The following is a 24,432-nucleotide window of genomic DNA, read 5'->3' as shown; positions in this document are numbered from 1 at the left end:
GGCGGCGCGGCGGGGCTGGCAGAAAACCGACATGTACGTACGCGGCGCACGACCGTCCGGGAACAGACGTTCCCGGACGCGCGCGGCCGTTCGGGAGCCCGCACACCCGCAGACTCACCGACCCCGTCCTGGAACCCGCTCCCCCGGGGACGCGCGACCGTCCGGGGCCGCGTTCCCGGGGGCTGTCCACCGACCGGCGGCCACACACCCGAAGACCCACGCCCGACATGGAACCCACCCTCCCGAATGCGACCACTGCCGGGAGGCCTCACATCCGAAGGCCGACCGCCGACCGGCACATCCCGAGACCCAGGGCCCCCGGCAGCCCGCCTGCCCGAAGACCTCCGCCCCCGGAAACGCGCGTTCCCGGGGGCGTGTCTCGGCCCGTGTCCGTTCAGGTCGCCGTCGTCGCGGCCGTGGCCGATGCCGTCGTGGCGGCCACGATCACCGCCGTACGGACCTCCTGGATGACCTTCCGCAGGGCCGGAGCCGCCGCGCCGCCGCGTTCGGTGAGTTCTTCGATGCGGGCCTTGTGGAGCTTGCGGTCCTTGGACGACGCGAGGGTGCGCAGCTCCGCCGCGGTGGCGAGGGCCACGAGGGCCGCGTCGCGGTCACAGACGTCGGCGACGGGCACCGGTCCCTCCAGCACCTGTCGCGCCTCCGCGCGCAGGGCCTCCACGGCGGGCACCCGGTCCAGCTCGTACTCCACGGAGGGGAAGATCCCGAAGACCCGCTTCTTCTCCGCCCTCAGATATCCCTCGGCGGCGAGCTGGGCGCGTACGGCGTCCAGGGTGACCCTCGCCCACGACGTGACCCAAGGCTTCCACCTGCGGGGCCGGGACTCCGCCACGAGTTCCAGGAGCCCGTCGAGGACGAGGTCCCCCGTCCGGGAGTCGGCGTCCACGGGAGTGACGATGCCGTCGTCGTCGACGAGCAGCCCGCGCTGGGCCAGCTCGGTGAGGGCTCCGGCGCGCACCAGGTGGTGGAGGTGGGTGGACCCGGTGATCTTCCGTTTCTTGGTGTCCCAGGCCAGGAGGTAGAGCCGGGCGGGCAACGAGAGCGGACCGTTCGGCACAAGGTCTCCTTGGTTCGTCTTGGTTCGTCGGGGGCGCGTTAATCCTTTGACAGCCCACGGGGCCGCCCCTACGGTGCATAGCGGTTCTGTTGCCGTCGAATGGAGAAGGACGTTGCTCGTCTGAGGTCTGAGACACCGCGTCACACACAGCCGGATCCGTGATCTGTCCGGCCCGCGTGTGCGCAGCGTGCGACCTCGGTGTTCGAGCCGTCCTTGGGTGCGGGGCCTTCTTCTCGCTCTCCTCCGATGTGGATCGTCGTCGCCTCGCGGTGTCCCGTACGCGTACCCCCGACCGCATCCAGCAACCGCGAGGCACTCATGTCAGCGTCCCCCACCTCCATCACCTGCACCTCCCTGTCCTTCGCCTGGCCGGACGGCACCGAGGTGTTCGACGACCTCCAGATCGCCTTCGGACCCGGCATCACCGGGCTCGTCGGCGCCAACGGGTCAGGGAAATCAACCCTGTTGAAGCTGATCGCCCACGAACTCACCCCTGCCGACGGCACCGTCCGGGTGGCGGGCGAGGTCGGCCATCTGCCGCAGAACGTCACGCTCGACACCGCGCTGCGGGTCGACGAGGCACTCGGTATCTCCGCCGTCCGCGCCGCCCTGCACGCGATCGAGGCGGGCGACGCGGCGGCGGAGCACTTCGATGTCGTCGGCGACGACTGGGACGTCGAGGAGCGGGCCCGCGCGACCCTCGGCGAACTCGGCCTGGGGCACATCGAGTTGGACCGCACGATCGGCGAGGTGTCCGGCGGCGAGTCGGTGCTCCTGCGGCTGGCCGCGCTCCTGCTGCGCCGGCCCGATGTCCTCCTCCTCGACGAACCCACCAACAACCTCGACCTGTACGCGCGACAGCGGCTGTACGCGGCCGTCGAGGCCTGGTCCGGAGTCATGGTCGTGGTCAGCCACGACCGCGAACTGCTGGACCTGGTCGACCAGATCGCCGATCTGCGGTCCGGCGAGGTCACCTGGTACGGCGGGAACTTCTCCGCGTACGAGGAGGCGCTCGCCGGCGAACAGGAGGCGGCGGAGCGCATGGTGCGCGTCGCCGAGTCCGATCTGAAGAAGCAGAAACGCGAACTGGTCGACGCTCAGGTCAAGTTGGCCCGGCGCAAGCGGTACGGGCAGAAGATGTTCGAGCAGAAACGCGAGCCCAAGATCGTCATGGGTGCGCGCAAGCGGGCCGCCCAGGAGTCCGCGGGCAAGCACCGGATCATGCACGAGGAGAAGCTCAGCGAGGCGAAGGAGCGTCTCGACGAGGCGGTGGAGGCCGTACGGGACGACGACGAGATCCGGATCGACCTGCCGTACACGGCCGTACCGCCGGGGCGCACGGTCCTCACACTCGACCGGCTGGAACTGAGGTACGGAGCGCGGGTGGACGGCGTGTTCGATCTGCGCGGACCCGAACGGATCGCGCTGGTCGGGCGCAACGGAGCGGGCAAGACCACGCTCCTCCGCACGATCGCCGGGGAGTTGGACGCCGTGTCCGGTGAGGCCCGCGCCCACGTTCCCCTGCGCTTCCTCCCGCAACGGCTCGACGTTCTCGACGACGCGCTCACCGTCGCCGAGAACGTGGCCCGGTACGCGCCCGCCGCCACCAACAACCGGATCCGGGCACGCCTCGCCCGCTTCCTGTTCAAGGGCGCGAAGGCCGACCAGCGGGCGGCGACGCTGTCCGGCGGCGAACGCTTCCGCGCGGCGCTCGCGGCCCTGATGCTGGCCGACCCCGCGCCTCAGCTCCTGATGCTCGACGAGCCGACGAACAACCTCGACATGGCGAGCGTCCGTCAGCTCACCACGGCCCTGGAGTCGTACGAAGGGGCACTGATCGTCGCCAGCCACGACATGCCGTTCCTGGAGTCGATCGGCATCACGCGACGGCTGCTGCTGGAAGGAGGAGAACTCAAAGAAATCGCCCCGGAAACTGTCGGGTATTCCTCATAGTGCGGAACGCGGGGGCGGCCTAGCGTCGGGGGTGGGTGGTGCCCGGCGTCAGGCCGGGGGCTTTTGCGCGCGCGAACCGCGCTGCATGATGTTGCGCCGACACCCCCTGCCGATTCGGAGACCCACCCGTGCCCAGTCAGAAAGCGCTCGTACGACGGCCCAGCCCCCGCCTCGCCGAGGGGCTGGTCACGCATGTGGAGCGCACGACGGTGGACGTCGACCTCGCGGTCGAGCAGTGGGAGGCGTACGCCGAGGCGCTGCGCACCCACGGCTGGGAGACCGTGGAGGTCGACCCGGCCGAGGACTGCCCGGACTCGGTGTTCGTCGAGGACGCCGTCGTCGTCTTCCGCAATGTCGCCCTGATCGCCCGCCCGGGCGCCGAGTCCCGCCGCGCCGAGACTCCGGGGGTCGAGGAGGCCGTGGCCCGGCTCGGCTGCTCGGTGAACTGGATCTGGGATCCCGGCACCCTCGACGGGGGCGACATCCTGAAGGTGGGCGACACCATCTACGTGGGCCGTGGCGGCCGGACGAACGCGGCCGGCGTCCAACAGCTGCGGGCGGTCTTCGAACCGCTCGGGGCGCGGGTCGTCGCCGTTCCCGTCAGCAAGGTGCTGCACCTGAAGTCGGCGGTCACCGCGCTGCCCGACGGGACGGTGATCGGGCACGAGCCGCTCGTGGACACGCCCTCGCTCTTCCCGCGCTTCCTGGCCGTACCGGAGGAGTCCGGGGCGCACGTGGTACTCCTCGGCGGCGGCAAGCTGCTGATGTCGGCGAGCGCCCCGAAGACCGCGGAACTGCTCGCGGACCTCGGCCACGAACCGGTTCCGGTGGACATCAGCGAGTTCGAGAAGCTCGAAGGCTGTGTGACATGTCTCTCGGTGAGACTTCGGGAGTTGTACGTCTGAACGAGCGATCGCTCCATCCGTCCGGCTCAGGGACCTCGACGTCCCAGACGCCTCCGGCAGGCGCCCGGAAGCGTCGGCTCTCCCGTGGAACGCCGCTGATCAGCGGCCCTTACAGGGTTCTTAACCTACGGTGTCGTAACCTACGGATACGTAGCCTACGATGCCGTAGGTTAGCTTTACCGCTCGTTGTCCCGTCCCTCCCTGGAGCACCCGTGACGATCACTTCTCCTGACCTCGGTAGCCCGGCAGCCGCCTGGACCGACGCTCGTCTGCTGTACGCGCTGGAGGAAGTGGTCGAGACAGAGCTGAACCGTCATCTGAAGGTGGCCAAGGACTGGATGCCGCACGAGTACGTGCCCTTCAGCGACGGCCGCAACTTCCCCGGGATCTTCGAGGACGGCGAGGCCTGGGACAAGGAGCAGTCCAAGGTCACCGAGATCGGCCGCATCGCGCTGGTCGTCAACCTCCTTACCGAAGACAACCTCCCGAGCTACCACCACGAGATCGCCTCCCTCTTCGGCCGGGACGGCGCCTGGGGCACCTGGGTGCACCGCTGGACGGCGGAGGAGGGGCGGCACGGCATCGTGATGCGCGACTACCTGCTCGCCTCGCGCGCGGTGGACCCGGACAAGCTCGAAGCGTTCCGGATGCTCCACATGAGCGAGGGTTTCGAGTCGGACAACCGCCACTCGATGCTGCACTCGGTCGCGTACGTCGCCTTCCAGGAACTGGCGACCCGCATCTCGCACCGCAACACCGGTCACCAGTCGGGCGACCCGGTCTGCGACCGCATGCTGGCGCGCATCGCGACCGACGAGAACCTTCACATGGTCTTCTACCGCAACCTCCTGAAGGCCGCGTTCGAGCTCGCCCCCGACCTGACCATGCAGGCCGTCCGCGATGTCGTCGTCAACTTCCGGATGCCCGGTCACGGCATGCCCGGCTTCGAGCGCATGGCCGCGCAGATGGCCATCGGCGAGGTCTACAACATGCGCATCCACCACGACGACGTGCTCCAGCCGGTGCTGCGCCACCTCAGGGTCCTGGAGATGGACGGCCTCGGCCCCGAGGGCCTCAAGGCCCAGGAGGAGCTCGGCTTCTTCATGGGCGGCCTCGACGCGGAGGCCTCGAAGTTCGACGAGAAGCTCGCCACCCGCAAGGCCCGCATGGCGGCCCGCGCGACCGCGTAGCCCCGCCCGCGAGCGCGGCTCCGACGCCTGCTTCCGGGTCGCCGGCCACCTGGATGTGGACGGACTTCGGGTGCACCCGGACCCACTGGTGGCCCGCGTGACCACGCGGCTCCGCTGGTGACGCGCGGGACTCCGCGCCTGACGCCCGTGAACACGCGCCCCTCACTTCGGCCCCCGGCTCACACCGCCCCGCCTCGCGCGGGGACGTGATCCGGGGGCTCACGCGTGTCCGAGCGCGCGGAGCAGTCCCCTCGGCGTCCGTAGGCGGTGAGTTCGGGCGCATCGGAGCGGGCGAGTCTGCGCAGGCCGTCGGGTCCCGGGCCTTGCCGCGGGCCGCGGCGAACTCGGCCGGCGCGAACAGCGTCCGGAGCACGCGGCCCGGGTCGGCGTCGCGAACCGCGGCAGACGAAAGCGCAGTTGGTGGGGGCGTCCGGGGTCGGCGATACGGTCCGCGATCCACTCGGCGTCGCGTCCGACGGACGCCATGACGACACCGGTCCCCCGCTCGTGGGGTCCGCCCGCGTCGAGTTCCTCCAGCACCGCCCGCAGCTCGCGGATCTCCCGCGCGTACGGGGCGAGTTCGCGCACGCGCCGCGGGTACGGCAGCGGATCGAGGGCGTTGAGCGGGCTTTCGACGATCTGCCGCGGAGTCCGGTCCATGGCGGGACGGTGCCGGTCGGCGCTGGAGCGGCGAACCCGATTTCCCGGTGCGGGCGGTGGCCGCCCGCCGCGTCATGCGGCCACCGGTGACGAGCTCGCGTCAATCCATGGTGCGTCGCAGGCCCAGGCGCTCCTTCTCGGAGAGTCCGCCCCACACGCCGAAGCGTTCGTCGTTGCTCAGCGCGTAGTCGAGGCACGCGGAACGCATCGCGCACATCCCGCAGATGCGTTTCGCCTCGCGCACGGAGCTGCCCGGCTCGGGAAAGAAGAAGTCCGCCCCCGTCTGCGCGCACAACGCCTGCTCCTGCCAGGCGAGGTCGGACGGAGTGATGGTTTCCGAGTACATGGTCAGAGCGTGCCTCGCGGCGAAAAACGTTCGATCAACGCAGGATCAACGCCGTGTTCCAAGGCTCCTGGCGGCCTCGATGATGGCCCCGCGCGAGGGTCCGGGGCACGGCGGCGCGCGGGGAATCTTGAGAACCATGCGAATCGCGGCGGCCACCGAGAGTAACGAGGGCTCGCTCCGGGGCGGCTTGCGCGTCCCGACGGCGATTGTCAGTGGGCGGTGGAAGACTCGGCACCAAAGGCAACGGGACCCCTCAAAGGAGGGCAATCATGCTCACCACCCACTTCGTCAACGGTGCCCCGAACTGGCTGGATGTCGGCACGGCCGACATCGAGGGCGCCACTTCCTTCTACGGAGGCCTCTTCGGCTGGCAGTTCCAGTCGGCAGGCCCGGACGCCGGTGGCTACGGCTTCTTCCAGGTCGACGGGAAGACCGTGGCCGGCGGCATGCAGATCACCGCCGAGCAGGGCCCGCCCTCCTGGAACGTCTACTTCCAGACAGCGGACGCCGAAGCCACGGCCAAGGCGGTCGAGCAGGCCAAGGGCACGGTGCTCATGCCGCCCATGGACGTGATGGGCGAGGGCCACATGGCCATGCTCGCCGACGAGGCGGGCGTGGCCTTCGGCATCTGGCAGCCGGGCCGGACCAAGGGGCTGGGCCTGGCCGGGGACCCGGGCTCACTGTGCTGGGTCGAGCTCTACACCCCGGACATCGCGGCAGCCGCCGCGTTCTACGACTCGGTCTTCGGGTGGAACACTTCGGCGGTTCCGTTCCCCGGCGGCACCTACACCTGTATCAACCCCGAGGGGACCGAGGAGGAGAGCATGTTCGGCGGTGTGATGCCGCTCGCCGACGACCCGGTCGAGGCGAAGTCCGGCGCGTACTGGCTGCCGTACGTCGAGGTCGCCGACACCGACGCCGTGGTCGCCAAGGCCCAGGAGCTCGGCGGCACGGTCCGTATGCCCGCGACGGACATGGAGGGCGTCGGCCGCATGGCCAAGCTCGCCGATCCGTACGGGGCCCGCTTCGCGGTGATCAAGAGCGCACCGCAGCAGAGCTGACGTCCCCGAGCGGCGGGACCCCGGCGCATGAGGTCCCACCGCTCGCCGTCACCCGCACACGTCACCCTCACACCTCACCGTCAGGCGTCACCCTCGCGCCTCGCGCCGCGGTGTCGCCCGCCCGCCATGCCCTGACGCGTCACCCTCAGGTGCAGGCCCTCGCACGTCGACGTCAGCCGGGCCACACCGGCATGCCACCGAGTCCGCGGGGCGAGGGCCCGGTTCCGCCCCGCACGGGCGTCCGCCGGGCAACGGGAGTCGTCCAGCAAGTCGCGGCCCACCGCACGGTCCGCTGCCCGATCTCCGGCTCAACTCGTCCTGTTTCTGGGCACCTTGGACCCGTACCGGGAGTGAGGAGACCTCCGCGGAGGTCCGCCGCAGGCCTACGCGGAAACCCGTCGCACCACGGTCGTCGGCAGGACCACGCCGGAGGGCTCGGACACCGGGCCTTCCGCTGCCGCCCCGCCCTCCAGACCGCGGATCAGCAGCCGGGCCATCAACCGGCCCATTTCCTCTATGTCCTGACGTACCGTCGTCAGCGGCGGATCCGTCTGTTCGGCGATCGGCAGCATGTCGTCGAACCCGATCACGGCGACGTCGTCGGGCACCCGTCGCCCGTGCTCACGCAGCACGCGCAGCACGCCGAGGGCCGACAGGTCGTTCGCCACGAACACCGCGTCCACGTCGGGGCGGCGCTCCAGCAGCTCCCGCATCGCGCGTTCGCCGCCCGCGGGCGTGAAGTCGCCCTGCGCGACGAGCGCCGGATCGGCGTCGGCCATGACATCCCGGAAGCCGTCCAGCCGGTCGACCGCCGACGTCTGGTCGAGGGCGCCGGTGATGTGGGCGATGCGCGTCCGCCCGAGACCCAGGAGGTACCGAACGGCCTGCCGGGCACCGCCCCGGTTGTCGCAGTCGACGTAGACCGCCTCGCGGTCTCCTTCGCCCCAGCCGGGCCGCCCGCCGAACACGGTCGGCACGCCCGCCCCGTGGATCAGGCCGGGCAGCGGGTCGTCGAGGTGCAGCGAGAAGACGAGCGCGCCGTCGACATGGCCTCCGGCGAGATAGCGGGCGACGCGGGCGTGGTCGTCGCGGCCCTCCGTCAGCAACAGCACGAGCTGCGAGTCGTTCGCCGTCAGTTCCTTGCTGATGCCGCGGAGTTGGAGTGCGAAGAACGGGTCCGCGAAGACTCTGGTCTCCGGCTCGGCGATCACGACGGCGATCGCGTCGTGGCGCCGGGTGACGAGGCTGCGGGCGGCCTGGTTCGGCACGTACCCGAGTTCTTCGACGGCCCGGCGCACCCGCTCGACGAGCGGTTCACGGACGCCGTCCCCACCGTTCACGACCCGCGACACCGTGGCCCGGGAGACCCCGGCCCGCGCGGCCACGGCCTCCAGCGTGGGGCGCGACACTGTCTCGGTCACCTCAGGGCACCTCCTCGGCGGATGCGGATCAGGATAGCCGCGCGACCGCTCGCTCCGTGAGAGCGCTCCCCGATGACCGAAAACAGCTCGACCCGATCACGTCGAAGGTCCACGAGCGGGAAGAACCGGCCCTGAGCCATCGGGCGTCGGGCATCCGGTGGCCGGAGGCCCGACCGAAGGTGATACGGCCCGTGTCCGAGGCGAACCACGGGATCCGGACGCGCGGGGAATCGGGGAATCAGCGTGTCCGGTGGACGATCCGGCCGCCGGTGGTCAGCGGCTCGGCGGCTGGGCGTCCTCGTGGGCGTCCTCGTGCTTGGCGCGGCTCGGCTGTACCCGTTTGGGCTCGCCCGGCATCTTCGGGTACTCGGGCGGGTACGGGAGGTCGCCGAGGCCGTGGTCGTGCTCGTCGCGGCTGGCGAGTTCGAGCAGGGCCTCCAGGGAGAAGGCGTGGTCGTCCATGTCGGCGTGCACGTCGCCGAGTTCGGCGAAGCGTCCCGGCATGGTCGCCAGGTCGAAGTCCCGGGGTCTGGCGTCCTCCACCTCGTCCCAGCGCAGCGGCGCGGAGACGGGGGCGTGCGGGCGGGGACGTACGGAGTAGGCGGAGGCGATGGTGCGGTCCCGCGCGGTCTGGTTGTAGTCCACGAAGATCTTCTCGCCTCTCTCCTCCTTCCACCACGTGGTGGTGACCCGATCGGGCATACGGCGTTCGAGCTCGCGCCCGACGGCGATGGCGGCCCGGCGCACCTGGGTGAAGGTCCAGCGCGGCTGGATCGGCACGAAGACGTGCAGCCCGCGGCCCCCGGAGGTCTTGGGCCAGCCCCGCAGGTCGCCGTACTCGTGGAGGACCTCGCGCAGTTCGTGGGCGGCGCGCACGGCGTCGGCGTAGTCCGTGCCGGGCTGCGGGTCGAGGTCGATGCGCAGTTCGTCGGGCCGGTCCACGTCGTCGCGGCGGACCGGCCACGGGTGGAACGTGAGCGTGCCGAACTGCGCGGCCCACAGCACGGCGGCCGGCTCGGTGGGGCACATCTCGTCCGCGCTGCGGCCGCTGGGGAAGGTGATGTGGGCGGTCGGGATCCAGTCGGGCATGTTCTTGGGCGCCCGCTTCTGGAAGAAGGACTCGCCGGTCACTCCGTCGGGATAGCGCTCCAGGGTGGTGGGGCGGTTGCGGAGAGCGCGCAGGATGCCGTCACCGACGGCGAGGTAGTACTGGGCGAGGTCCAGCTTCGTGAAGCCGCGCTCCGGGAAGAAGATCTTGTCCGGGCTGGACAGCCGTACGCTCCTGCCGGCCGCTTCGAGTTCCACCGCATCGCCCATGCGAGCCACGGTAGGCGCAGCACGCAGACCGCGCACACCGGGCGGATGCCCGCGCCGCCGCGCAGAATCGAAGCATGGACCTGCCGGTGATGCCACCCGTGAAACCGATGCTCGCCAAGTCCGTGGCGAAGATCCCGCCGGACATGCACTACGAGGCGAAGTGGGACGGTTTTCGGACCATCGTGTTCCGCGACGGTGATGAGATGGAGATCGGAAGTCGCACCGGCAAGCCGCTGACCAGGTATTTCCCCGAGCTCGTCGAGGCGTTGCGGGAGCGGTTGCCGGAGCGCTGCGTGATGGACGGGGAGATCGTGATCGCCAGGGACGGGCGGCTCGACTTCGACGCGCTCACGGAGCGGATCCACCCGGCGGACTCGCGGGTGCGGATGCTGGCCGAGAAGACGCCCGCCTCGTTCGTGGCCTTCGACCTGCTGGCGCTGGCCGACGAGTCGCTGCTCGACGTTCCGCTGGGCGACCGGCGCGCGCTGCTGGTGACGGCGCTGTCCGGGGTGACCGCGCCGGTGCATGTGGCGCCGGCGACCACGGACCGCGAGGTGGCGCAGCGGTGGTTCGAGCAGTACGAGGGGGCGGGGCTCGACGGGGTCATGGCGAAGCCGCTCACGCTGCCGTATCTGCGGGACGAGCGGGCCATGTACAAGATCAAGCACGAGCGGACGGCGGATGTCGTCGTCGCCGGTTACCGCTTCCACAAGAGCGGCCCGGTCGTCGGGTCGCTGCTGCTCGGCCTTAACGACGACAAGGGCACGCTCCAGCACGTGGGAGTGAGCGCCGCGTTCACGATGAAGCGGCGCGCGGAACTGGTGGAGGAGCTGGAGCCCCTGCGGCTGGAGGACGCGGCCGGGCATCCGTGGGCGGCCTGGGCGCAGGAGTCGGCGCACGAGACGGCGCGGTTGCCGGGCGCGCCCAGCAGATGGTCGGCGAAGAAGGACCTGTCCTGGATCCCGATCAGGCCCGAACGGGTGGCCGAGGTGGCGTACGACCACATGGAGAACGGGGCACGGTTCCGCCACACGGCCCGCTTCCGCCGTTGGCGCCCCGACCGCACCGCCGAGAGCTGCACGTACGGACAACTGGACGAGCCGGTCGGCTACGACCTCGCGGAGATCCTGGGCCCACAGGACTGACACGCCGGGCACGGAACGGCCCCCTCCGCGGTTCCGTTTCGCCCAGCCCGGATCATCCCGCCGAGCCGGTCAACTCAGTCGACGCGCACAACCAGAAACGATCGGGTATGGGCACCGATGAACTGATGAGCGCACAATCGATGGCACGGGACAGGTGGCACGGTGGGCAGGCGAGAGATGGTGCGGATACGGCACGGCGCATGGACGGCGGCGCTGCTGGCCGTCACGGTGACGGGCTCCCTGATGACGGGCTGCACCTCGGGGGGCGGACCGACCGACAACGGCCAGGGCCGGACCCCGAGCCAGAGCCCGAGCGACACCGGGAACGGCCTCTCGAACGTCGGCTCGGTGCTCGCGGTGAAGATCGACAATGTACCCGAGGCCCGCCCCCAGACGGGGCTCGACGCGGCGGACGTGGTGTACGCGGAGCAGGTCGAGGGCGGTCTGAGCCGGCTGATGGCGATCTTCGCGAGCACGCTGCCCAAAGCCGTCGGACCCGTACGCAGCGCCCGCGAGTCGGATCTGGAGGTGCTGAGACAGTTCCACGAGCCGACACTCGCCTTCTCCGGGGCCCAGCGCAGGCTGCTGCCGCTGATCGACGACGCTCCGTTGAATCCCGAGCCGCCGGGGAAGATGTCCGACGCCTGGTACCGGGGCGCGGGCAAGGCCGCGCCGCACAATCTGTATCTGCGCCCGCAGCGGCTCATGGGCTCCGCGCCCGGCGACACCGCGCTGACCACCGGATTCCGTTTCGGTACGGCGCCCGCCGGCGGCACCCCCGAGACCTCCCGCACGGTCCGCTTCCCGTCGGCCCGCTTCACCTTCACCTGGTCCGCCGAGCGCAACCGCTGGCTGGTGGCCATGGACGGCACGCCGACCGTGACGACCGACGGCACTTCGGTGGCACCGGCGACGGTGGTCATCCAGTACGTGAAGGTGCGCAAGTCCAAGTACCACGACGTCCTCGGCAACAACTCGCCGTACACGGAGTCGGTGGGCTCGGGCACGGCGCAAGTGCTGCGCGACGGCCGCTCCTTCGACGCGAACTGGACGCGGCCCGAAGCGTCCGACGGCACGCGGTTCACGACCCCGGACGGCGCGCCGATGAACTTCGCCCAGGGCCAGGTGTGGGTGGTCTTCGCCAAGGCGTGAGCCGGCAGCCGGCAAGCGGGGTCCGGCTCCCAAGGGCCCCGCGTCCGCGCCACGGCCAAGGCGGGCCCCCACCGTCCGGCCCCGCGTCCGCCTCGCGGCCCGGGTGGGCTCACCACCGTCCCGCCCGCGTCGGCCCCCCGGCCCGAGCCGTGCCCCCGCACCCGGGGCCACGGCCGCCTCGCCCCGCCGGGCAGCCCTCAGCGCTGCGCGCCGAGGGGTTCGCCAGGGTTGCGGAGACCCTCGGCGGCGTCCGAGACCCGCTGGATGAGGTCGAGGAAGACGGTCTGCTCGTCGGCGGAGAGGGGGGCCAGGAAGACCTGGTTCATGCGCGCGGTGCGGACGGTCAGTTTGCGGTGGACACGCAGCCCGTCGTCCGTGAGGCGGAGCAAAAAGCGCCGTCCGTCCTGCGGATCGCGCACCTTGTCCAGCAGGGCGCGGCGCCCGAGCCGGCTGATGACCTCGGCGATCGTGGACCGGTCGAGCCCGACCCGCTCCCCCACCGTGCGCTGGTCGAGGCCGGGCTCGGCGACGAGCGCGTTCAGGACCGCGAACTGGGGCGAGGTGATCTCCTCGGAGACCATCGTGTTCCACAGCAGGTAGTGCGCCTGCTGCAGTCGCCGGGCCAGGTGCCCGGGGTGGGTGGAGAGGTCCACCGCGGCCATGTGCGCTCCTCGGGTCCGGTACGCGCTGATGACCGCGCGACACCAGAGTCGTATGCGTCGATGCGCTGAATCCATTGGCGCACTGAATCCGTTTGTGCACCGAATTCGTTTGTGCACTGAACGATACCCCTCTCCCCGGCGACTGTCCCGACCTCCGACGACCCTGGCGGTCTCTCGATTCATCCCCCCATCTGGGGTCTTGACGGACCGAACTCCGGGTGGCAGCGTGTCGAGAACCTCGAAGAATTAATCAGTGCCCTGATTAATTCGGGAGCTGGACACTCGGGAGAGATGAGGCTTCGCGGATGGACAAGGTGGTCGCCACGGCACTGGAGGCGGTGGCCGATGTACCGGACGGCGCGACACTCGCGGTCGGCGGATTCGGCCTCAGCGGTGTACCGAACGTGCTGATCGAGGCCCTCCACACGCGTGGCGTCCAGGGGCTCGGGGTGGTCTCCAACAACTGTGGGGCCATGGACTCCGGGCTCGCGACCCTGCTCGCCGCCGGGCGCATCGCCCGGGTCACCGGCTCGTACATCGGCGCGAACAAGGAGTTCGCCCGGCAGTACCTGGCCGGCGAGCTGGAGGTCGAGATGATCCCGCAGGGCACGCTGGCCGAGCGGCTGCGCGCGGGCGGCGCCGGGATTCCCGCGTTCTACACGCCCGCTGGGGTCGGCACGCAGGTCGCCGAGGGCGGGCTGCCGTGGCGGTACGACGGCCGGGGCGGCGTCACACTCGCCTCCCCGCCGAAGGAGGTGCGCGAGTTCGACGGCACCCCGTACGTCCTGGAGCACGGCATCCGTACGGACTTCGCGCTGGTACGGGCCGCGAAGGGCGACCGGCACGGCAATCTCGTCTTCAACAAGTCCTCCCGGAACTTCAACCCGCTGGCCGCGATGGCCGGCCGGGTGACGATCGCCGAGGTCGAGGAGCTCGTGGAGCCGGGCGGCATCGATCCGGACGCGGTGCATCTGCCGGGCATCTTCGTGCGGCGCGTCGTGGCCCTGACCCGCGAGCAGGCGAACGCCAAGATGATCGAGAAGCGGACGGTCTCGGTGTCCGCGGCGGACGGAACGGTGAGCGAGTAATGGCCTGGAGCAGGGAGGAGATGGCCGCCCGCGCCGCGCGTGAACTCGCGGACGGCCAGTACGTGAACCTCGGCATCGGCCTGCCGACGCTGATCCCCAACCACCTCCCCGCGGGCGTCGAGGTGATCCTGGAGTCGGAGAACGGCATTCTGGGCACCGGCCCCTACCCGGCCGAGGACGAGGTCGACCCCGACCTCATCAACGCCGGCAAGGAGACCGTCACGGTCCTGCCGGGTGCCTCGTACTTCGACTCCGCGCTGTCCTTCGGGATGATCCGCGGCGGGCACATCGACGTCGCCGTGCTCGGCGCGATGCAGGTCTCGGCAGGCGGCGACCTCGCCAACTGGGCCGTCCCCGGCAAGATGATCACCGGAATCGGCGGCGCGATGGACCTCGTCCACGGGGCCCGTACGGTCATCGTCGTGATGACCCACACCGCCAAGGACGGCTCGCCCAAGATCCTTGGGGAGTGCGAACTGCCGCTCACCGGGAAGGCGTGCGTGAACCGGATCATCACCGACCTCGGCGTCCTCGACGTCACCGCCGAGGGCCTGCTCCTGGTGGAGACCGCGCCGGGTGTCACGGCCGAGGAGATCGCGGCGAAGACCGCCGCCGAGGTCCGTGTCGCGGAGGGGGTCAAGTCGTGAGGGACGTCCACATCGTCGATGCCGTCCGGACGCCGGTCGGCGCGTACAACCCCCTCGGCACATCCGGTGCCCGGCTCGCCGGAACCGTCGCCCACCAACTCGCCCGTAAAGGCAGCGGAGTTGGCGTCGCCACCCTCTGTATCGGCGTGGGCCAGGGCCTCGCCCTCGTCCTCGAACGCTAGGAAGTCGGCCATGGCTCTCACTCAGTCGGACATCGACGTCGAGATCAAGGATCTCCAGGACACGTACGACAAGGCGGTCGCCGGCGGCGCGCCCGTGCGGCACCACGCCGCGCGCGACTACGCCCCGTACCGCAGTTCCCGGCTCCGCCACCCGAAACAGCCGCTGGTCGCCGTGAGCGGCGGCGACCCGGACACGGTCGAGCTGTCGGGCCCGGTCTTCGGGGTCACCGACATCACCGAGATCGACAACGACCTCACCCGGCACCACCGGGGCGAACCGATCGGCGAGCGGACGACCGTCTCCGGCCGGCTGCTCGACCGCGACGGCCGTCCGGTGCGCGGCCAGCTCATCGAGATCTGGCAGGCCAACGCCGCGGGACGGTACGCCCATCTGCGCGAGCAGCACCCGGCACCGCTCGACCCCAACTTCACCGGTGTGGGACGCGCCCTGACGGACGATCAGGGCCGGTACACCTTCACCACGATCAAGCCGGGACCGTACCCGTGGGGCAATCACACCAACGCGTGGCGGCCCGCGCACATCCACTTCTCGGTCTTCGGCACGGCGTTCACCCAGCGGCTGGTGACCCAGATGTACTTCCCGGGCGACCCGCTCTTCCGCTACGACCCGATCCTGCGGTCCGTGACGGACGAGGCGGCCCGTGACCGGCTGGTCGCCGCCTACAACCATGATCTCTCGCGGCCCGAGTTCTCCCTGGGCTACGAGTGGGACATCGTCCTCGACGGTCCCTCCGCCACCTGGATCGAGGAAGGCCGTCGATCATGACCGAGCGGTTGCTCCCCACCCCCTCCCACACCATCGGCCCGTTCTACGGCCACGCGCTGCCCTTCCCCGGCGGCGGCGACATCGCGCCCCAGGGCCACCCCGACACGATCACCCTGCACGGGTGCGTCTTCGACGGCGCCGGCGCGCCGGTCCCCGACGCCCTGCTGGACGTCTGGCAGGCCGCGCCCGACGGCTCCCTCACCGGCGCCCCCGGCTCGCTGCGCCGCGACCCCTCGACGGGCGGCTTCCTCGGCCGCAACGGCGTCGACTTCACGGGCTTCGGCCGCGTCGCCACCGACGCCGACGGCCGCTACGCGCTGCGCACCCTGCCACCGGGGAACGCCGGGCCGCCGTACATCAGTGTGTGCGTGTTCGCGCGCGGCCTGACACACCACCTGTTCACCCGCGCCTATCTGGCCGAGGGCCCGGACCCGCTGCTCGACGCGCTGCCGGCCGAGCGGCGCGCCACGCTGATCGCGGCCGAGGGCGCGCCGCGGACGTACCGTTTCGACATCCGTCTTCAGGGCGAAGGCGAAACGGTCTTCCTGGAGTTCCGGTGACAGCCGCCGACCCCGACGCGTCCGGCACCGGACTGCTCGCTCCCGGTACGGCGGGCGCCCCGGCGTCGGCCGCGACGAGCGACACCGCGTATCTGCGGGCCCTGCTCGACGCGGAGGCCGCGCTGACCCGGGCCCAGGCGTCACTGGGGCTGGCGCCTGCCGAGGCCGCGACGGCGGTGACCTTCGCGGCCGACAGCGCGGACTTCGACATCGCGTCGATCGCGCTGCGCGCCCGGGGCGGCGGCAATCCGGTGATCCCCCTGGTCGCGGACCTGACGGCCGCCGTCCCGGCCGAGTTCGGCCCGTACGTCCACCGGGGCGCGACGAGCCAGGACATCCTGGACTCGGCCACGATGCTCGTCGCGGCCCGCACCCTGGACCTGGTCCTGAGCGACCTGGACCGGACCGGGCGGGCGCTGGCCCGGCTGGCGGAGGAGCACCGGGACACCGTGCTGCCGGGACGCACGCTCACCCAGCACGCGGTGCCGACGACCTTCGGACTGAAGGCGGCGGGGTGGCGGTCGCTGGTGCTCGACGCCAGGGACCGGCTGCACGCCGTACGGTCCTCCCTGCCCGCCCAACTCGGCGGCGCGGCCGGCACCTTGGCCGCCTTCACCGCCTTCGGCGCGAACGACACCCGGGCCCTGACCGCCGCGTACGCCCGTGAACTGGGCCTCGCCGAGCCCGGGTTGCCCTGGCACACCCTGCGCACGCCGATCGCCGACCTGGCCGGAGCGCTGGCGTTCACGGCCGGTGCTCTCGGCAAGACGGCCGTCGACGTCCTCACCCTCTCGCGCACCGAGATCGCCGAGCTGGCCGAGGGGGCAGGTGGCGGTTCGTCCGCGATGCCGCACAAGGCGAACCCGGTGCGGGCCACCCTCGTGGCCGCCGCGGCCCGGCGTGCGCCCCTGCTCGCGGCCACCCTGTACGGCGCGATGGCGGCGGAGGACGAACGGCCGGCCGGGGCCTGGCACGCCGAGTGGGAACCCCTGCGCGATCTGCTCCGGCTGGTCGGCGGGGCGGCCCGCGACGCGGCCGAACTGGCCGAAGGACTAAGGGTGAACGCCGAGGCCATGCGTGAACACCTGGGTCTCACCCATGGGTTGATCGTCTCCGAACGGCTGGCCGCTGAACTCGCGCCCGTACTCGGCCGGTCGCGTGCCAGGGAGCTGCTGACGCGAGCCGCCGAGCGGGCCGTCGCCGAGCGGCGGCCCCTCGCGGAGGTGCTCGGCGAGGAGCCCGATCTCAAGGACCTGCCGGGCGTCGACCTCGCCGAGCTCACCGACCCGGCCCACTACACGGGCTCCGCCGGAGTCCTCACCGACCGTGCCCTGGAGCGACGTTGACCGTGCACCTGCTCGACCACCGCACCGAGGGATCCGCCACCGCTCCCCCGCTGCTCCTCGGACCCTCGCTCGGGACCTCGTACGCCCTGTGGGACAAGATCGCGCCCGAACTGTCCGTCACCCACCGGGTGGTGCGCTGGAACCTGCCCGGACACGGCGGCTCACCGGCCGAGTCGATCGGCCCCGGAGCGACCGTCGCCGACCTGGCCGCGCTCGTACTGGAACTGGCCGACTCCCTGGGCATCGAGCGTTTCTCGTACGCCGGGGTCTCGCTGGGCGGCGCGGTGGGCCTGCATCTCGCGGTCCACCAGCCCGAGCGGCTCGCCTCCCTCGCCGTCATCTGTTCCTCGGCCCACTTCAACGGGTCGAAGCCGTGGGAGGAGCGGGCCGAGCTGGTGCGCCGCGAAGGCCTCGGGCCCGTCGCCGCGACCGCCGGCACCCGATGGTTCACCGCCGGTTTCACCGTGCCGGAGCTGGTCGAGGACCACCGCAACGCCGACCCGGAGGCGTACGCCGCCTGTTGTGACGCCCTGGCCGCGTTCGACATCCGGGACCGGCTGGCGTCGGTCACCGTACCGACGCTGCTGATCGCCGGGCGCGAGGACCCCGCCACGCCGCCCGCGCATCTGCGCGAGATCGCGGACGCGGTGCGGGGCGCGGCGCTCGTCGAGATCCCGGGCGCCTCGCACCTGGCGCCCGCGCAGTGCCCGGAGGCCGTGCTGACGGCCCTGCGGGCGCACTTCTCGACGGGAGGCGCGCGACGTGGCATGGAGGTGCGCCGTGAGGTTCTCGGCGACGAGCACGTGGACCGTGCGCAGGCGCGTCAGAGCCCGTTCACGGCCCGGTTCCAGGACTTCATCTCGCGCTACGCCTGGGGCGAGATCTGGACCGATACGACGCTGACGCGCCGCGAGCGCAGCATGATCACGCTGACCGCGCTGGTGGCGCACGGCCACCTCGACGAGCTGGCGATGCATGTCCGCGCGGCGCGACGCAACGGGCTCACCCCGGAGGAGATCGGCGCGGTGCTGCTCCAGACAGCGGTCTACTGCGGTGTCCCGGCCGCCAATTCGGCGTTCGCGGTGGCCCAGCGGGTGCTGACGGAGGAGGACCCGGAGGAAGGACCCCGCTCGGGGGGAAGCTAGCAAACGGAGGGCGCGCCACCCGGCTCGACCACTCCGGCTCGACCCCCACTCGGGGTACCCCTGGCGGAACGGGGCAGGCCACCCAGGCTCCACGACCACGTACGGCCCGGCTCGGCGACCCCGCACGATCCGGCTCGCCCGCTCCCTGCGGCCCGGCGCGCCCGCCCCGTACGGCCCGGATCACCGGCCCCGGACGGCCCGCTCGGTCCGTCCCGGGGTGTGGGCCCCTGGATGCCGGGCCGCGACGCGCGGGGCCGGACTCGGCGCGTCGCGGGGCCGCCCCGGGGCCAGGGGGACCAGCCGCCCGGGGCCCGGCCAGGAGGCTGGGCACCTGACACCTGGCTACAGCCCCGCCAGTGCCGCTTCCGCCTTTGCCACCAGGCCGTCCGCCCCGCTGGTACGTGCCAGGGTCAGGCCCTTGTTCAGTTCCATCACCGAGCGGGACGCGATGCCGTACTCGATGCGGGCAGCCGCGTGTTCGTACTGGCAGGGCGAGGCTTCCAGGTAGGTGACGGCCTGGGCTGCCAGCCGGACCGCGCGCTGGCCGGTTTCGAGGGCGGCGGCGCAGCGGAGCGCTTCGCCGATCGCCGTGTCGGTGCCGAACCGCTCGGCCTGCCGGCGGGCGTCCGTGGCCAGGGCGGCGGCGCGTGACGGGTCCTCGGTGGCGAGCGCCCTGGCGAGGTCGACGGCCCAGGGTGCGAGCACCGTGTTGTGGTGGCCGCGAGCCGCGGCGGCCTTCTCCGCCGCCTCCAGTTCGTTGATGCCCTCCTTGGTGCGGCCGACGGCGAGCAGCAGGCGGCCGCGCACGGAGCGGGTGTCGGGAAGGACGATGGTGGAGGGGTACGGAGGTGCGAACCCGTGGCGTTCGGCGATCTCCGCGGCCTGCTGGACGTGCCCGCGGGCCAGCAGGGTGTCGATCAGTCCGCAGGTCGCCGACCAGTACAGGGGCAGCCCTCGTCCGACCCGCTCGGCGAGGCGCAGTGATTCGCGCTGGTAGTGCTCCGCGTCGGCGAGGCGGCCTCGCCTGCGGTGGGCGAGGCCGAGGTAGGCGTTGGCCAGGGACAGGTGACCGCCGCTCCAGCCCGCCTTCACATAGGCGTGCAGGGCCTCGCTGAACAGGCTCTCGGCCCGGTCGAGCCGGTCCGCGTAGGCGTACGCGCTGCCCAGCATGAGGAGGAGTTCGACGCCCCACTCGGTGTCGGTCCAGGCGAGTCCGGGTGCGAGGCGGCCGTTGACGAGGGCCCGGTCGCAGAGTTCCACGACCTCCTCGGCGTTCTCCCCGCGGGTCATGGCGTCGAAGCCGCGCAGTATGAGGAGTGCGCGCTCGGAGTTGTCGCGCCCGGTACAGGTCGTGACGAGTTCGGCGAGACCGCTGGAGTGTCCGGCGCGCTCCTCGCCCGCGTGGATGCCCTCCCACATGTAGTGCACGGCCTGGAGCCGCATCCGGGCGGGTCCCGGCTCCAGCCGCTCGACCTCGGCGTCGACCGTGCGGACGGCCTCGTCCAACTGGTTGTTGTGGACCAGCGCTTGGGAGAGCCTGAAGACGGCGTCCACTCGCACGGTGTCTTCGAGGCCGGGCCGTTCGAGTGCGGCACGCAGATGGCCGATGGTCGTGGACGGTGCTGTCAGGAGCGTGGCGCAGCCCAGCTCGTAGAGCACCCGCGCGTGCACCTCGGGAAGCGGTGGCTCCCTCAGCGCACGCTCCAGACAGCGCCGGGCCGCGTCCGGGGCGCCGACGGCGAGGTGTTCTCGGGCGGCCTCGCGCATCTGCTCCACGAGTTCGGGATCGTCGTCCGGATGCACTTCGAGGAGGTGGCGGGAGGCCGCGGCCGCACCGCGTCCGGACTCGGTGACGGCCCAGGCCGCCTGACCGTGCATCGCCGTGCGCAGGGCGTCCGGGATCGAGCGGTAGACCGCTGTCGCGATCAGCGGGTGCACGAACTCCAGGTCGCCGTCGGGCCCTTGGCCGTTCGGGGACCCGGCCGCGGTCAGGATGCGGGCCGCGCCCAGAAGTTCGGCGCAGCGGAAGGCCTCCTCGTCGGGCATTCCGGCGAGTTGGGCGGCGAGGTCGAGGGAGATACCGGTGCCGAGAATGGCGGCCGCCCAGGCGAACCGGGTGGCGTCGATGCCGAGTCCTTCGAGACGGGCTACGAGCCCGCGGCCGCGGGCCGAGCGGTTCAGGTCGCGCAGCTCGGCGGCCGAGCCCTCGCTCGGCTCCAGTTCGCTGTCCTGGACCTTGGCGAGCAGTTCGACCGTCTCGTACGGGTTGCCGCCGGTGACCGCCCACACCTCGCGGCAGAAGGGCGCGTCGGCGTGCTCGCCGAGCGTGGCGCGGGTGAGTCCCTCGGTGGCGGCCGGGGTCAGCGCGCTCAGGGTGGAGATCGGACGGGCCGCGGTGGCCACGGCGTCGAGCAGCCGGGCGCTCTCGCCGGTGACTCCGCCGGGCCTGCGGGCGACGACGACGAGGACGGACAGGTCGTCGAGGCGCTCGACGAACGCGGCGAGCCAGCGCAGGGTTTCCTGGTCGGCCCAGTGCGCGTCGTCGATGAGCAGGACGAGCGGCCAGTCCCGCTTCGCGAGCCGCCGCACCGCGGCGACCAGGCCGTCGCAGACGCCCTGCGGGTCGGGCTGACGGTCACCCGGTTCCGTTATGCCGAGGGCGGGCCCTGCGATGTCGTACCAGTCGCCCAGGTATTCGCGTGCCTCCTCCGGAAGCAGCGAGACGAGGGCCGGCTGGAGTAACTGCCGTACGACATTGAAGGGGACGGACGTGACGGTCTCGCCGCCGCGTGCCGACCACACCGCACAGCCCTTGCTCTCCGCGATCCGGCGCGTCTCGGCCAGCAGGGCGGTCTTGCCGAGCCCCGCCTCGCCGCTGAGCACCAGCAGGGTGCCCGAGGTCGCGGAGTCCGCGCCCAGCGCGGTGATCGCCTCTTCGAGGGTGGCGACCTCCTCATCGCGCTCCCACAGGGAAGCCGAGGCGACCGCTCCGGGCCGTACCTCCGTCATCCCGCTACCTCCCCAGGCCGCCCAAACGACGTGACTGCAATGAGCCTAGCCTCCTGGAAGCCCCGGTGGAGGCGGGACCCGGGAGCAGTTGCCGGGACGGGTGACGGCGTTGTCGCGGAGGCGATGCCACTGGGCGCCCAGCAGCCCGGGCGAACATCATGGACAGTCAACTGCGCCGAAAATGAAGGTAATTTTCCGCCTTCGCTCGCGCGGCCGAGCCGGGATCGGCCGACATCCGCGCGCCCCGGCAGGAACCGGCACCAGCGCCCCCGCGCGCGACTGTGACCTGCGCGCCCTCCGGTCCGGCACTCCCACAGACCCCGCTCCTGGACACCGTGGGCGACTTCACCGAGGAACACGAGCCGGCGTCCACGGCTGTCCCGCGACGCGCGTCGCCACCCGCTCCTCACCCCGGAGGGCGGCGGCGGGGCCGGGGCACTCGTGCGACAGACGCGCCCTTGGCACTGACGTTCTTCATCCGTCCGGTGGGGCCGCGAAGGCCGCCCGCACCTTCGCGGCCCCGGCTCTCCGAGCCCGCACGGACGCGCGGGCGCCGAAACGGCTGGCAGCGGGGCCGGCCCGACGTCCCGGGGCGCCCGGGTCCGCCGCCCCGCGTCCGAGGCGGGCCCCCTCGAAAAGCCCCTCGTCAGGTCCGGACACACCCGCGCCAGGGCCAGGCGTATCTGCCGCAGGTCCGGGCACGCTCCGCGAGGTCCGGGCACGCCCGTGTCGGGTCCGGGCACGCCCGGGGCGGGCCCCTGGGCGGGCTTCGGGGGAGCCCTCTCATCCGGCTTTCACCCTGGGCTCATACGGTGGGCCCATGACGCAGGTGACTCCCCCCGGCTGGTATCCCGACCCCGGGCAGACAAGTGACGCTCCCGCCACCGAGCGCTGGTGGGACGGTAGGGCATGGACGGACCAGATCCGACCCGTCGGGTCGGCGGCCGTATGGGGTCCCCCGGCCTACCCGCCGGAGGCCGGACCGTACCCGCCGCACACCCCGGGTGGCCCGCGGCGCGGGGTGCGCACGGGCATAGCGGTCGCGGCGGCGATCGCCGTCCTCGTGGGCATCGGCGGCGGCGTGTACGCGCTGACCGATGACGGCGGAGGCGGCGGCGGCAGCGCGGCTTCCCAGGATCCCGGCGGGCCGAACGGCCGGGGCGGACCGGGCGCGCCCGACGGCGGCCAGGGCGGCTCGGGCGGTCCGAGCGGTGCCCCTGGCGACTCCGGCGGCTCCGGTGGTTTCGGCGGACAGACGCCGGCGCCCGGCGGGTCGGGCCAGCCGCAGACCGAGCCCGGCTACGCCACGGACGTGTTCAACGGCATCAGCATCCCGGTGCCGGACGGCTGGACCGGCCAGAGCGGCGCGAGCGCCGCCGCGGTCTCCACCAAGGACACCTACAAGTGCCCCGGCGACACCTCGCAGAACTGCCAGCGCGGCGGCGCGTACTCGGCTCCGGCGAGCGCGCAGAAGCTGAAGTCCACGACGGCGGAGGCGGCGGCCAAGGAGGACATCTCCAAGAACGCCACCGAGTCGTACGGGACGGGCTACGGCTCGATCACCTCGCACACGGAACTCGCCTCGAAGGCGGTAACGGTGGCCGGCGAGAAGGGCTATCTGGTCCGCTGGAAGGTCGCGACGAGCAAGGGCGACGACGGTTACGTCGAGTCGCTCGTGTTCCCCTCCCCCGCCGCCCCCGCCTCCCTCGTCGTCGTCCGCTTCGGCGTCGACGTCAGCTCCAAGGCGCCCCAGCAGTCGATCATCGACACGATCACCAAGGGCATCAAGGTGGCGGCCGGGACCGGCGGCAACGGGCAGAACGCCTAGGAGCGGCGCCTCCGCACACCCTGCCCCAGCCCCTGGGTGTCCCGGCCCCGCCGGGACACCGGGACGCCCGGGACATGGATCGGCCGGGTGGAGCGCCCCTCCGCTCAAGGGGAACCCCACCCGGCCGGGGGGTGCGCGCCGCCCCCGTCCCCACGGTGCGGCGCGTTACAGGCCGACGTTCGGTCATCCCACGGACGACGGCCTGAGTACTAGGTGAGCCCGAGTGCCGGAAGCACGACCGCCTCCACGAACCGTGTGAGATACGCCGCGTCCGCGTACTGGCCGTCCAGGAGCGGGCGCACCCGCAGGACGCCGAGCATCTGGGCCGGAATGAACTCCAGCGCCGGGTGGCCGGCGGCGACCTCGCCGCGCTCGACGCCACGGCTGACCATCTGCCGCAGCTCGGCGACCTCGGGTTCGACGAGCGCGTCGCGGAGCGCCTGCTGGAGCTCCTTGTCCTGCATCACGGCGTTGCCGAGGCCCTGCAGCAACTGCGTACTGTCCCGGGCGGACCATTCGCCCGCGGCCCTGGCCGCCTCGCGCAGGTCTCCCGCGAGCGAGCCGGTGTCGATCCCCGTGAACCGCGGACAGCGGTTGTTGCGCAGCGCGGCGGCCACGAACTGGGGCTTCGTCTTCCACTGCCGGTAGAGCGTGGACTTGCTGCACCGGGTGCTGGCGGCGACGCCCTCCATGGTGAGCGCCTCGTATCCGCATTCCCGGATCTGTTCGAGCACGGCGTCGTAGAACTCCTGCTCACGCTCGGGCGTGATCTTGGAGCGGCGCGAGGCGACGACCGTCTCCGGTCCGTCCGCGGCCTGCGACGTCATGGCGCTTCTCCTCGCTCGATCCGGCTCGCACCGGTGCGGTCTTGCGCCCAGTGTAATCGATACGCAAGGGTACCGGTACGAATCCGTATCGGTACCCTTGCGTATCGGTACACTGCCGTATCGATG

21 protein-coding genes and 1 pseudogene are annotated in these 24,432 nt (G+C 71.8%); 14 read left to right on the top strand and 8 right to left on the bottom strand.

Annotated features, from left to right (window positions below; genetic code table 11):
* Positions 1-394: 394 nt before the first annotated feature.
* Entirely contained in the window at positions 395-1,075 is a 681-nt protein-coding gene (locus ACZ6KY_RS09650; protein WP_469309746.1) for a GOLPH3/VPS74 family protein, read from the bottom strand.
* 318 nt (positions 1,076-1,393) lie between these two features.
* Between ACZ6KY_RS09650 and ACZ6KY_RS09645 the strand changes: the two genes are divergently transcribed.
* The 3 genes from ACZ6KY_RS09645 (at position 1,394) to ACZ6KY_RS09635 (ending at position 5,123) form a co-directional block, all read left to right on the top strand.
* Entirely contained in the window at positions 1,394-3,028 is a 1,635-nt protein-coding gene (locus tag ACZ6KY_RS09645) for an ABC-F family ATP-binding cassette domain-containing protein (RefSeq protein ID WP_469309745.1), read from the top strand.
* A 128-nt stretch (positions 3,029-3,156) separates the two neighbouring features.
* Positions 3,157-3,933 carry a dimethylargininase gene (gene ddaH / locus ACZ6KY_RS09640; RefSeq protein WP_469309744.1) on the top strand — a complete coding sequence of 259 codons (777 nt, stop codon included), beginning with the start codon at positions 3,157-3,159 and terminating at the stop codon, positions 3,931-3,933.
* 212 nt (positions 3,934-4,145) lie between these two features.
* The gene (locus ACZ6KY_RS09635; RefSeq protein WP_469309743.1) at positions 4,146-5,123 is read left to right on the top strand and encodes an acyl-ACP desaturase; all 978 of its coding nucleotides are present in this window, start codon (positions 4,146-4,148) and stop codon (positions 5,121-5,123) included.
* 219 nt (positions 5,124-5,342) lie between these two features.
* Here the strand turns inward: ACZ6KY_RS09635 and ACZ6KY_RS09630 are convergent, their stop codons facing one another.
* Together ACZ6KY_RS09630 and ACZ6KY_RS09625 are read right to left on the bottom strand one after the other, a co-directional pair.
* Positions 5,343-5,783 carry a hypothetical protein gene (locus tag ACZ6KY_RS09630; RefSeq protein WP_469309742.1) on the bottom strand — a complete coding sequence of 147 codons (441 nt, stop codon included), beginning with the start codon at positions 5,781-5,783 and terminating at the stop codon, positions 5,343-5,345.
* A 100-nt stretch (positions 5,784-5,883) separates the two neighbouring features.
* The gene (locus tag ACZ6KY_RS09625) at positions 5,884-6,129 is read right to left on the bottom strand and encodes a WhiB family transcriptional regulator (protein WP_469309741.1); all 246 of its coding nucleotides are present in this window, start codon (positions 6,127-6,129) and stop codon (positions 5,884-5,886) included.
* A gap of 269 nt (positions 6,130-6,398) precedes the next feature.
* On the opposite strand from ACZ6KY_RS09625, the gene ACZ6KY_RS09620 reads away from it, so the two are divergent.
* Positions 6,399-7,190 carry a VOC family protein gene (locus ACZ6KY_RS09620; protein WP_469309740.1) on the top strand — a complete coding sequence of 264 codons (792 nt, stop codon included), beginning with the start codon at positions 6,399-6,401 and terminating at the stop codon, positions 7,188-7,190.
* Positions 7,191-7,573: 383 nt separating this feature from the next.
* On the opposite strand, the gene ACZ6KY_RS09615 is transcribed toward ACZ6KY_RS09620, so the two are convergent.
* Both ACZ6KY_RS09615 and ligD read right to left on the bottom strand, forming a co-directional pair.
* Complete coding sequence (locus ACZ6KY_RS09615; protein WP_469309739.1) at positions 7,574-8,611, bottom strand: LacI family DNA-binding transcriptional regulator; 1,038 nt, start codon at positions 8,609-8,611, stop codon at positions 7,574-7,576.
* A 273-nt stretch (positions 8,612-8,884) separates the two neighbouring features.
* Complete coding sequence (gene ligD, locus ACZ6KY_RS09610; protein WP_469309738.1) at positions 8,885-9,928, bottom strand: non-homologous end-joining DNA ligase; 1,044 nt, start codon at positions 9,926-9,928, stop codon at positions 8,885-8,887.
* Between the two features lie 74 nt (positions 9,929-10,002).
* Between ligD and ACZ6KY_RS09605 the strand changes: the two genes are divergently transcribed.
* Entirely contained in the window at positions 10,003-11,073 is a 1,071-nt protein-coding gene (locus tag ACZ6KY_RS09605) for an ATP-dependent DNA ligase (RefSeq protein WP_469309737.1), read from the top strand.
* Positions 11,074-11,250: 177 nt separating this feature from the next.
* Entirely contained in the window at positions 11,251-12,225 is a 975-nt protein-coding gene (locus ACZ6KY_RS09600; protein WP_469309826.1) for a DUF3048 domain-containing protein, read from the top strand.
* 197 nt (positions 12,226-12,422) lie between these two features.
* On the opposite strand, the gene ACZ6KY_RS09595 is transcribed toward ACZ6KY_RS09600, so the two are convergent.
* Positions 12,423-12,887, bottom strand: coding sequence for a MarR family winged helix-turn-helix transcriptional regulator (locus ACZ6KY_RS09595; protein WP_469309736.1), 465 nt, complete (start codon positions 12,885-12,887; stop codon positions 12,423-12,425).
* A 305-nt stretch (positions 12,888-13,192) separates the two neighbouring features.
* On the opposite strand from ACZ6KY_RS09595, the gene ACZ6KY_RS09590 reads away from it, so the two are divergent.
* From ACZ6KY_RS09590 to pcaDC, 7 genes and pseudogenes are all read left to right on the top strand, one after another.
* The gene (locus ACZ6KY_RS09590; RefSeq protein ID WP_469309735.1) at positions 13,193-13,975 is read left to right on the top strand and encodes a CoA transferase subunit A; all 783 of its coding nucleotides are present in this window, start codon (positions 13,193-13,195) and stop codon (positions 13,973-13,975) included.
* Positions 13,975-14,622 (top strand): CoA transferase subunit B, encoded by a 648-nt coding sequence (locus ACZ6KY_RS09585; protein WP_469309734.1) that lies wholly within the window; start codon positions 13,975-13,977, stop codon positions 14,620-14,622. Before ACZ6KY_RS09590 ends, ACZ6KY_RS09585 begins: the two co-directional genes overlap by 1 nt.
* A gap of 47 nt (positions 14,623-14,669) precedes the next feature.
* A pseudogene (locus tag ACZ6KY_RS09580) lies at positions 14,670-14,804 on the top strand (3-oxoadipyl-CoA thiolase); the annotation flags it as partial.
* Between the two features lie 10 nt (positions 14,805-14,814).
* Positions 14,815-15,591: a protocatechuate 3,4-dioxygenase subunit beta gene (pcaH, locus tag ACZ6KY_RS09575; RefSeq protein WP_469309733.1), complete on the top strand. Its 777-nt coding sequence runs from the start codon at positions 14,815-14,817 to the stop codon at positions 15,589-15,591.
* Positions 15,588-16,151, top strand: coding sequence for a protocatechuate 3,4-dioxygenase subunit alpha (gene pcaG / locus ACZ6KY_RS09570; protein WP_469309732.1), 564 nt, complete (start codon positions 15,588-15,590; stop codon positions 16,149-16,151). Before pcaH ends, pcaG begins: the two co-directional genes overlap by 4 nt.
* Positions 16,148-17,497, top strand: a complete 1,350-nt coding sequence (pcaB, locus tag ACZ6KY_RS09565) for a 3-carboxy-cis,cis-muconate cycloisomerase (protein ID WP_469309731.1) — start codon at positions 16,148-16,150, stop codon at positions 17,495-17,497. The genes pcaG and pcaB overlap by 4 nt, the downstream gene beginning before the upstream one ends.
* Positions 17,494-18,642: a bifunctional 3-oxoadipate enol-lactonase/4-carboxymuconolactone decarboxylase PcaDC gene (gene pcaDC / locus ACZ6KY_RS09560; RefSeq protein ID WP_469309730.1), complete on the top strand. Its 1,149-nt coding sequence runs from the start codon at positions 17,494-17,496 to the stop codon at positions 18,640-18,642. The genes pcaB and pcaDC overlap by 4 nt, the downstream gene beginning before the upstream one ends.
* A 342-nt stretch (positions 18,643-18,984) precedes the next feature.
* Here pcaDC and ACZ6KY_RS09555 read toward each other — a convergent pair whose 3' ends face one another.
* The gene (locus tag ACZ6KY_RS09555) at positions 18,985-21,651 is read right to left on the bottom strand and encodes an ATP-binding protein (protein WP_469309729.1); all 2,667 of its coding nucleotides are present in this window, start codon (positions 21,649-21,651) and stop codon (positions 18,985-18,987) included.
* A gap of 820 nt (positions 21,652-22,471) precedes the next feature.
* Here ACZ6KY_RS09555 and ACZ6KY_RS09550 point away from each other — a divergent pair.
* On the top strand, positions 22,472-23,479 hold the full coding sequence (locus ACZ6KY_RS09550; protein WP_469309728.1) for a DUF2510 domain-containing protein: 1,008 nt from the start codon (positions 22,472-22,474) through the stop codon (positions 23,477-23,479).
* A 209-nt stretch (positions 23,480-23,688) separates the two neighbouring features.
* Here ACZ6KY_RS09550 and ACZ6KY_RS09545 read toward each other — a convergent pair whose 3' ends face one another.
* The gene (locus ACZ6KY_RS09545) at positions 23,689-24,306 is read right to left on the bottom strand and encodes a TetR/AcrR family transcriptional regulator (RefSeq protein ID WP_469309727.1); all 618 of its coding nucleotides are present in this window, start codon (positions 24,304-24,306) and stop codon (positions 23,689-23,691) included.
* Positions 24,307-24,432: the final 126 nt, after the last annotated feature.

The sequence above is a fragment of the Streptomyces sp. NPDC042002 genome, assembly GCF_055588305.1.
Note: the sequence above shows the minus strand (reverse complement) of the source record. Positions and strands in the feature narration are given on the sequence as shown.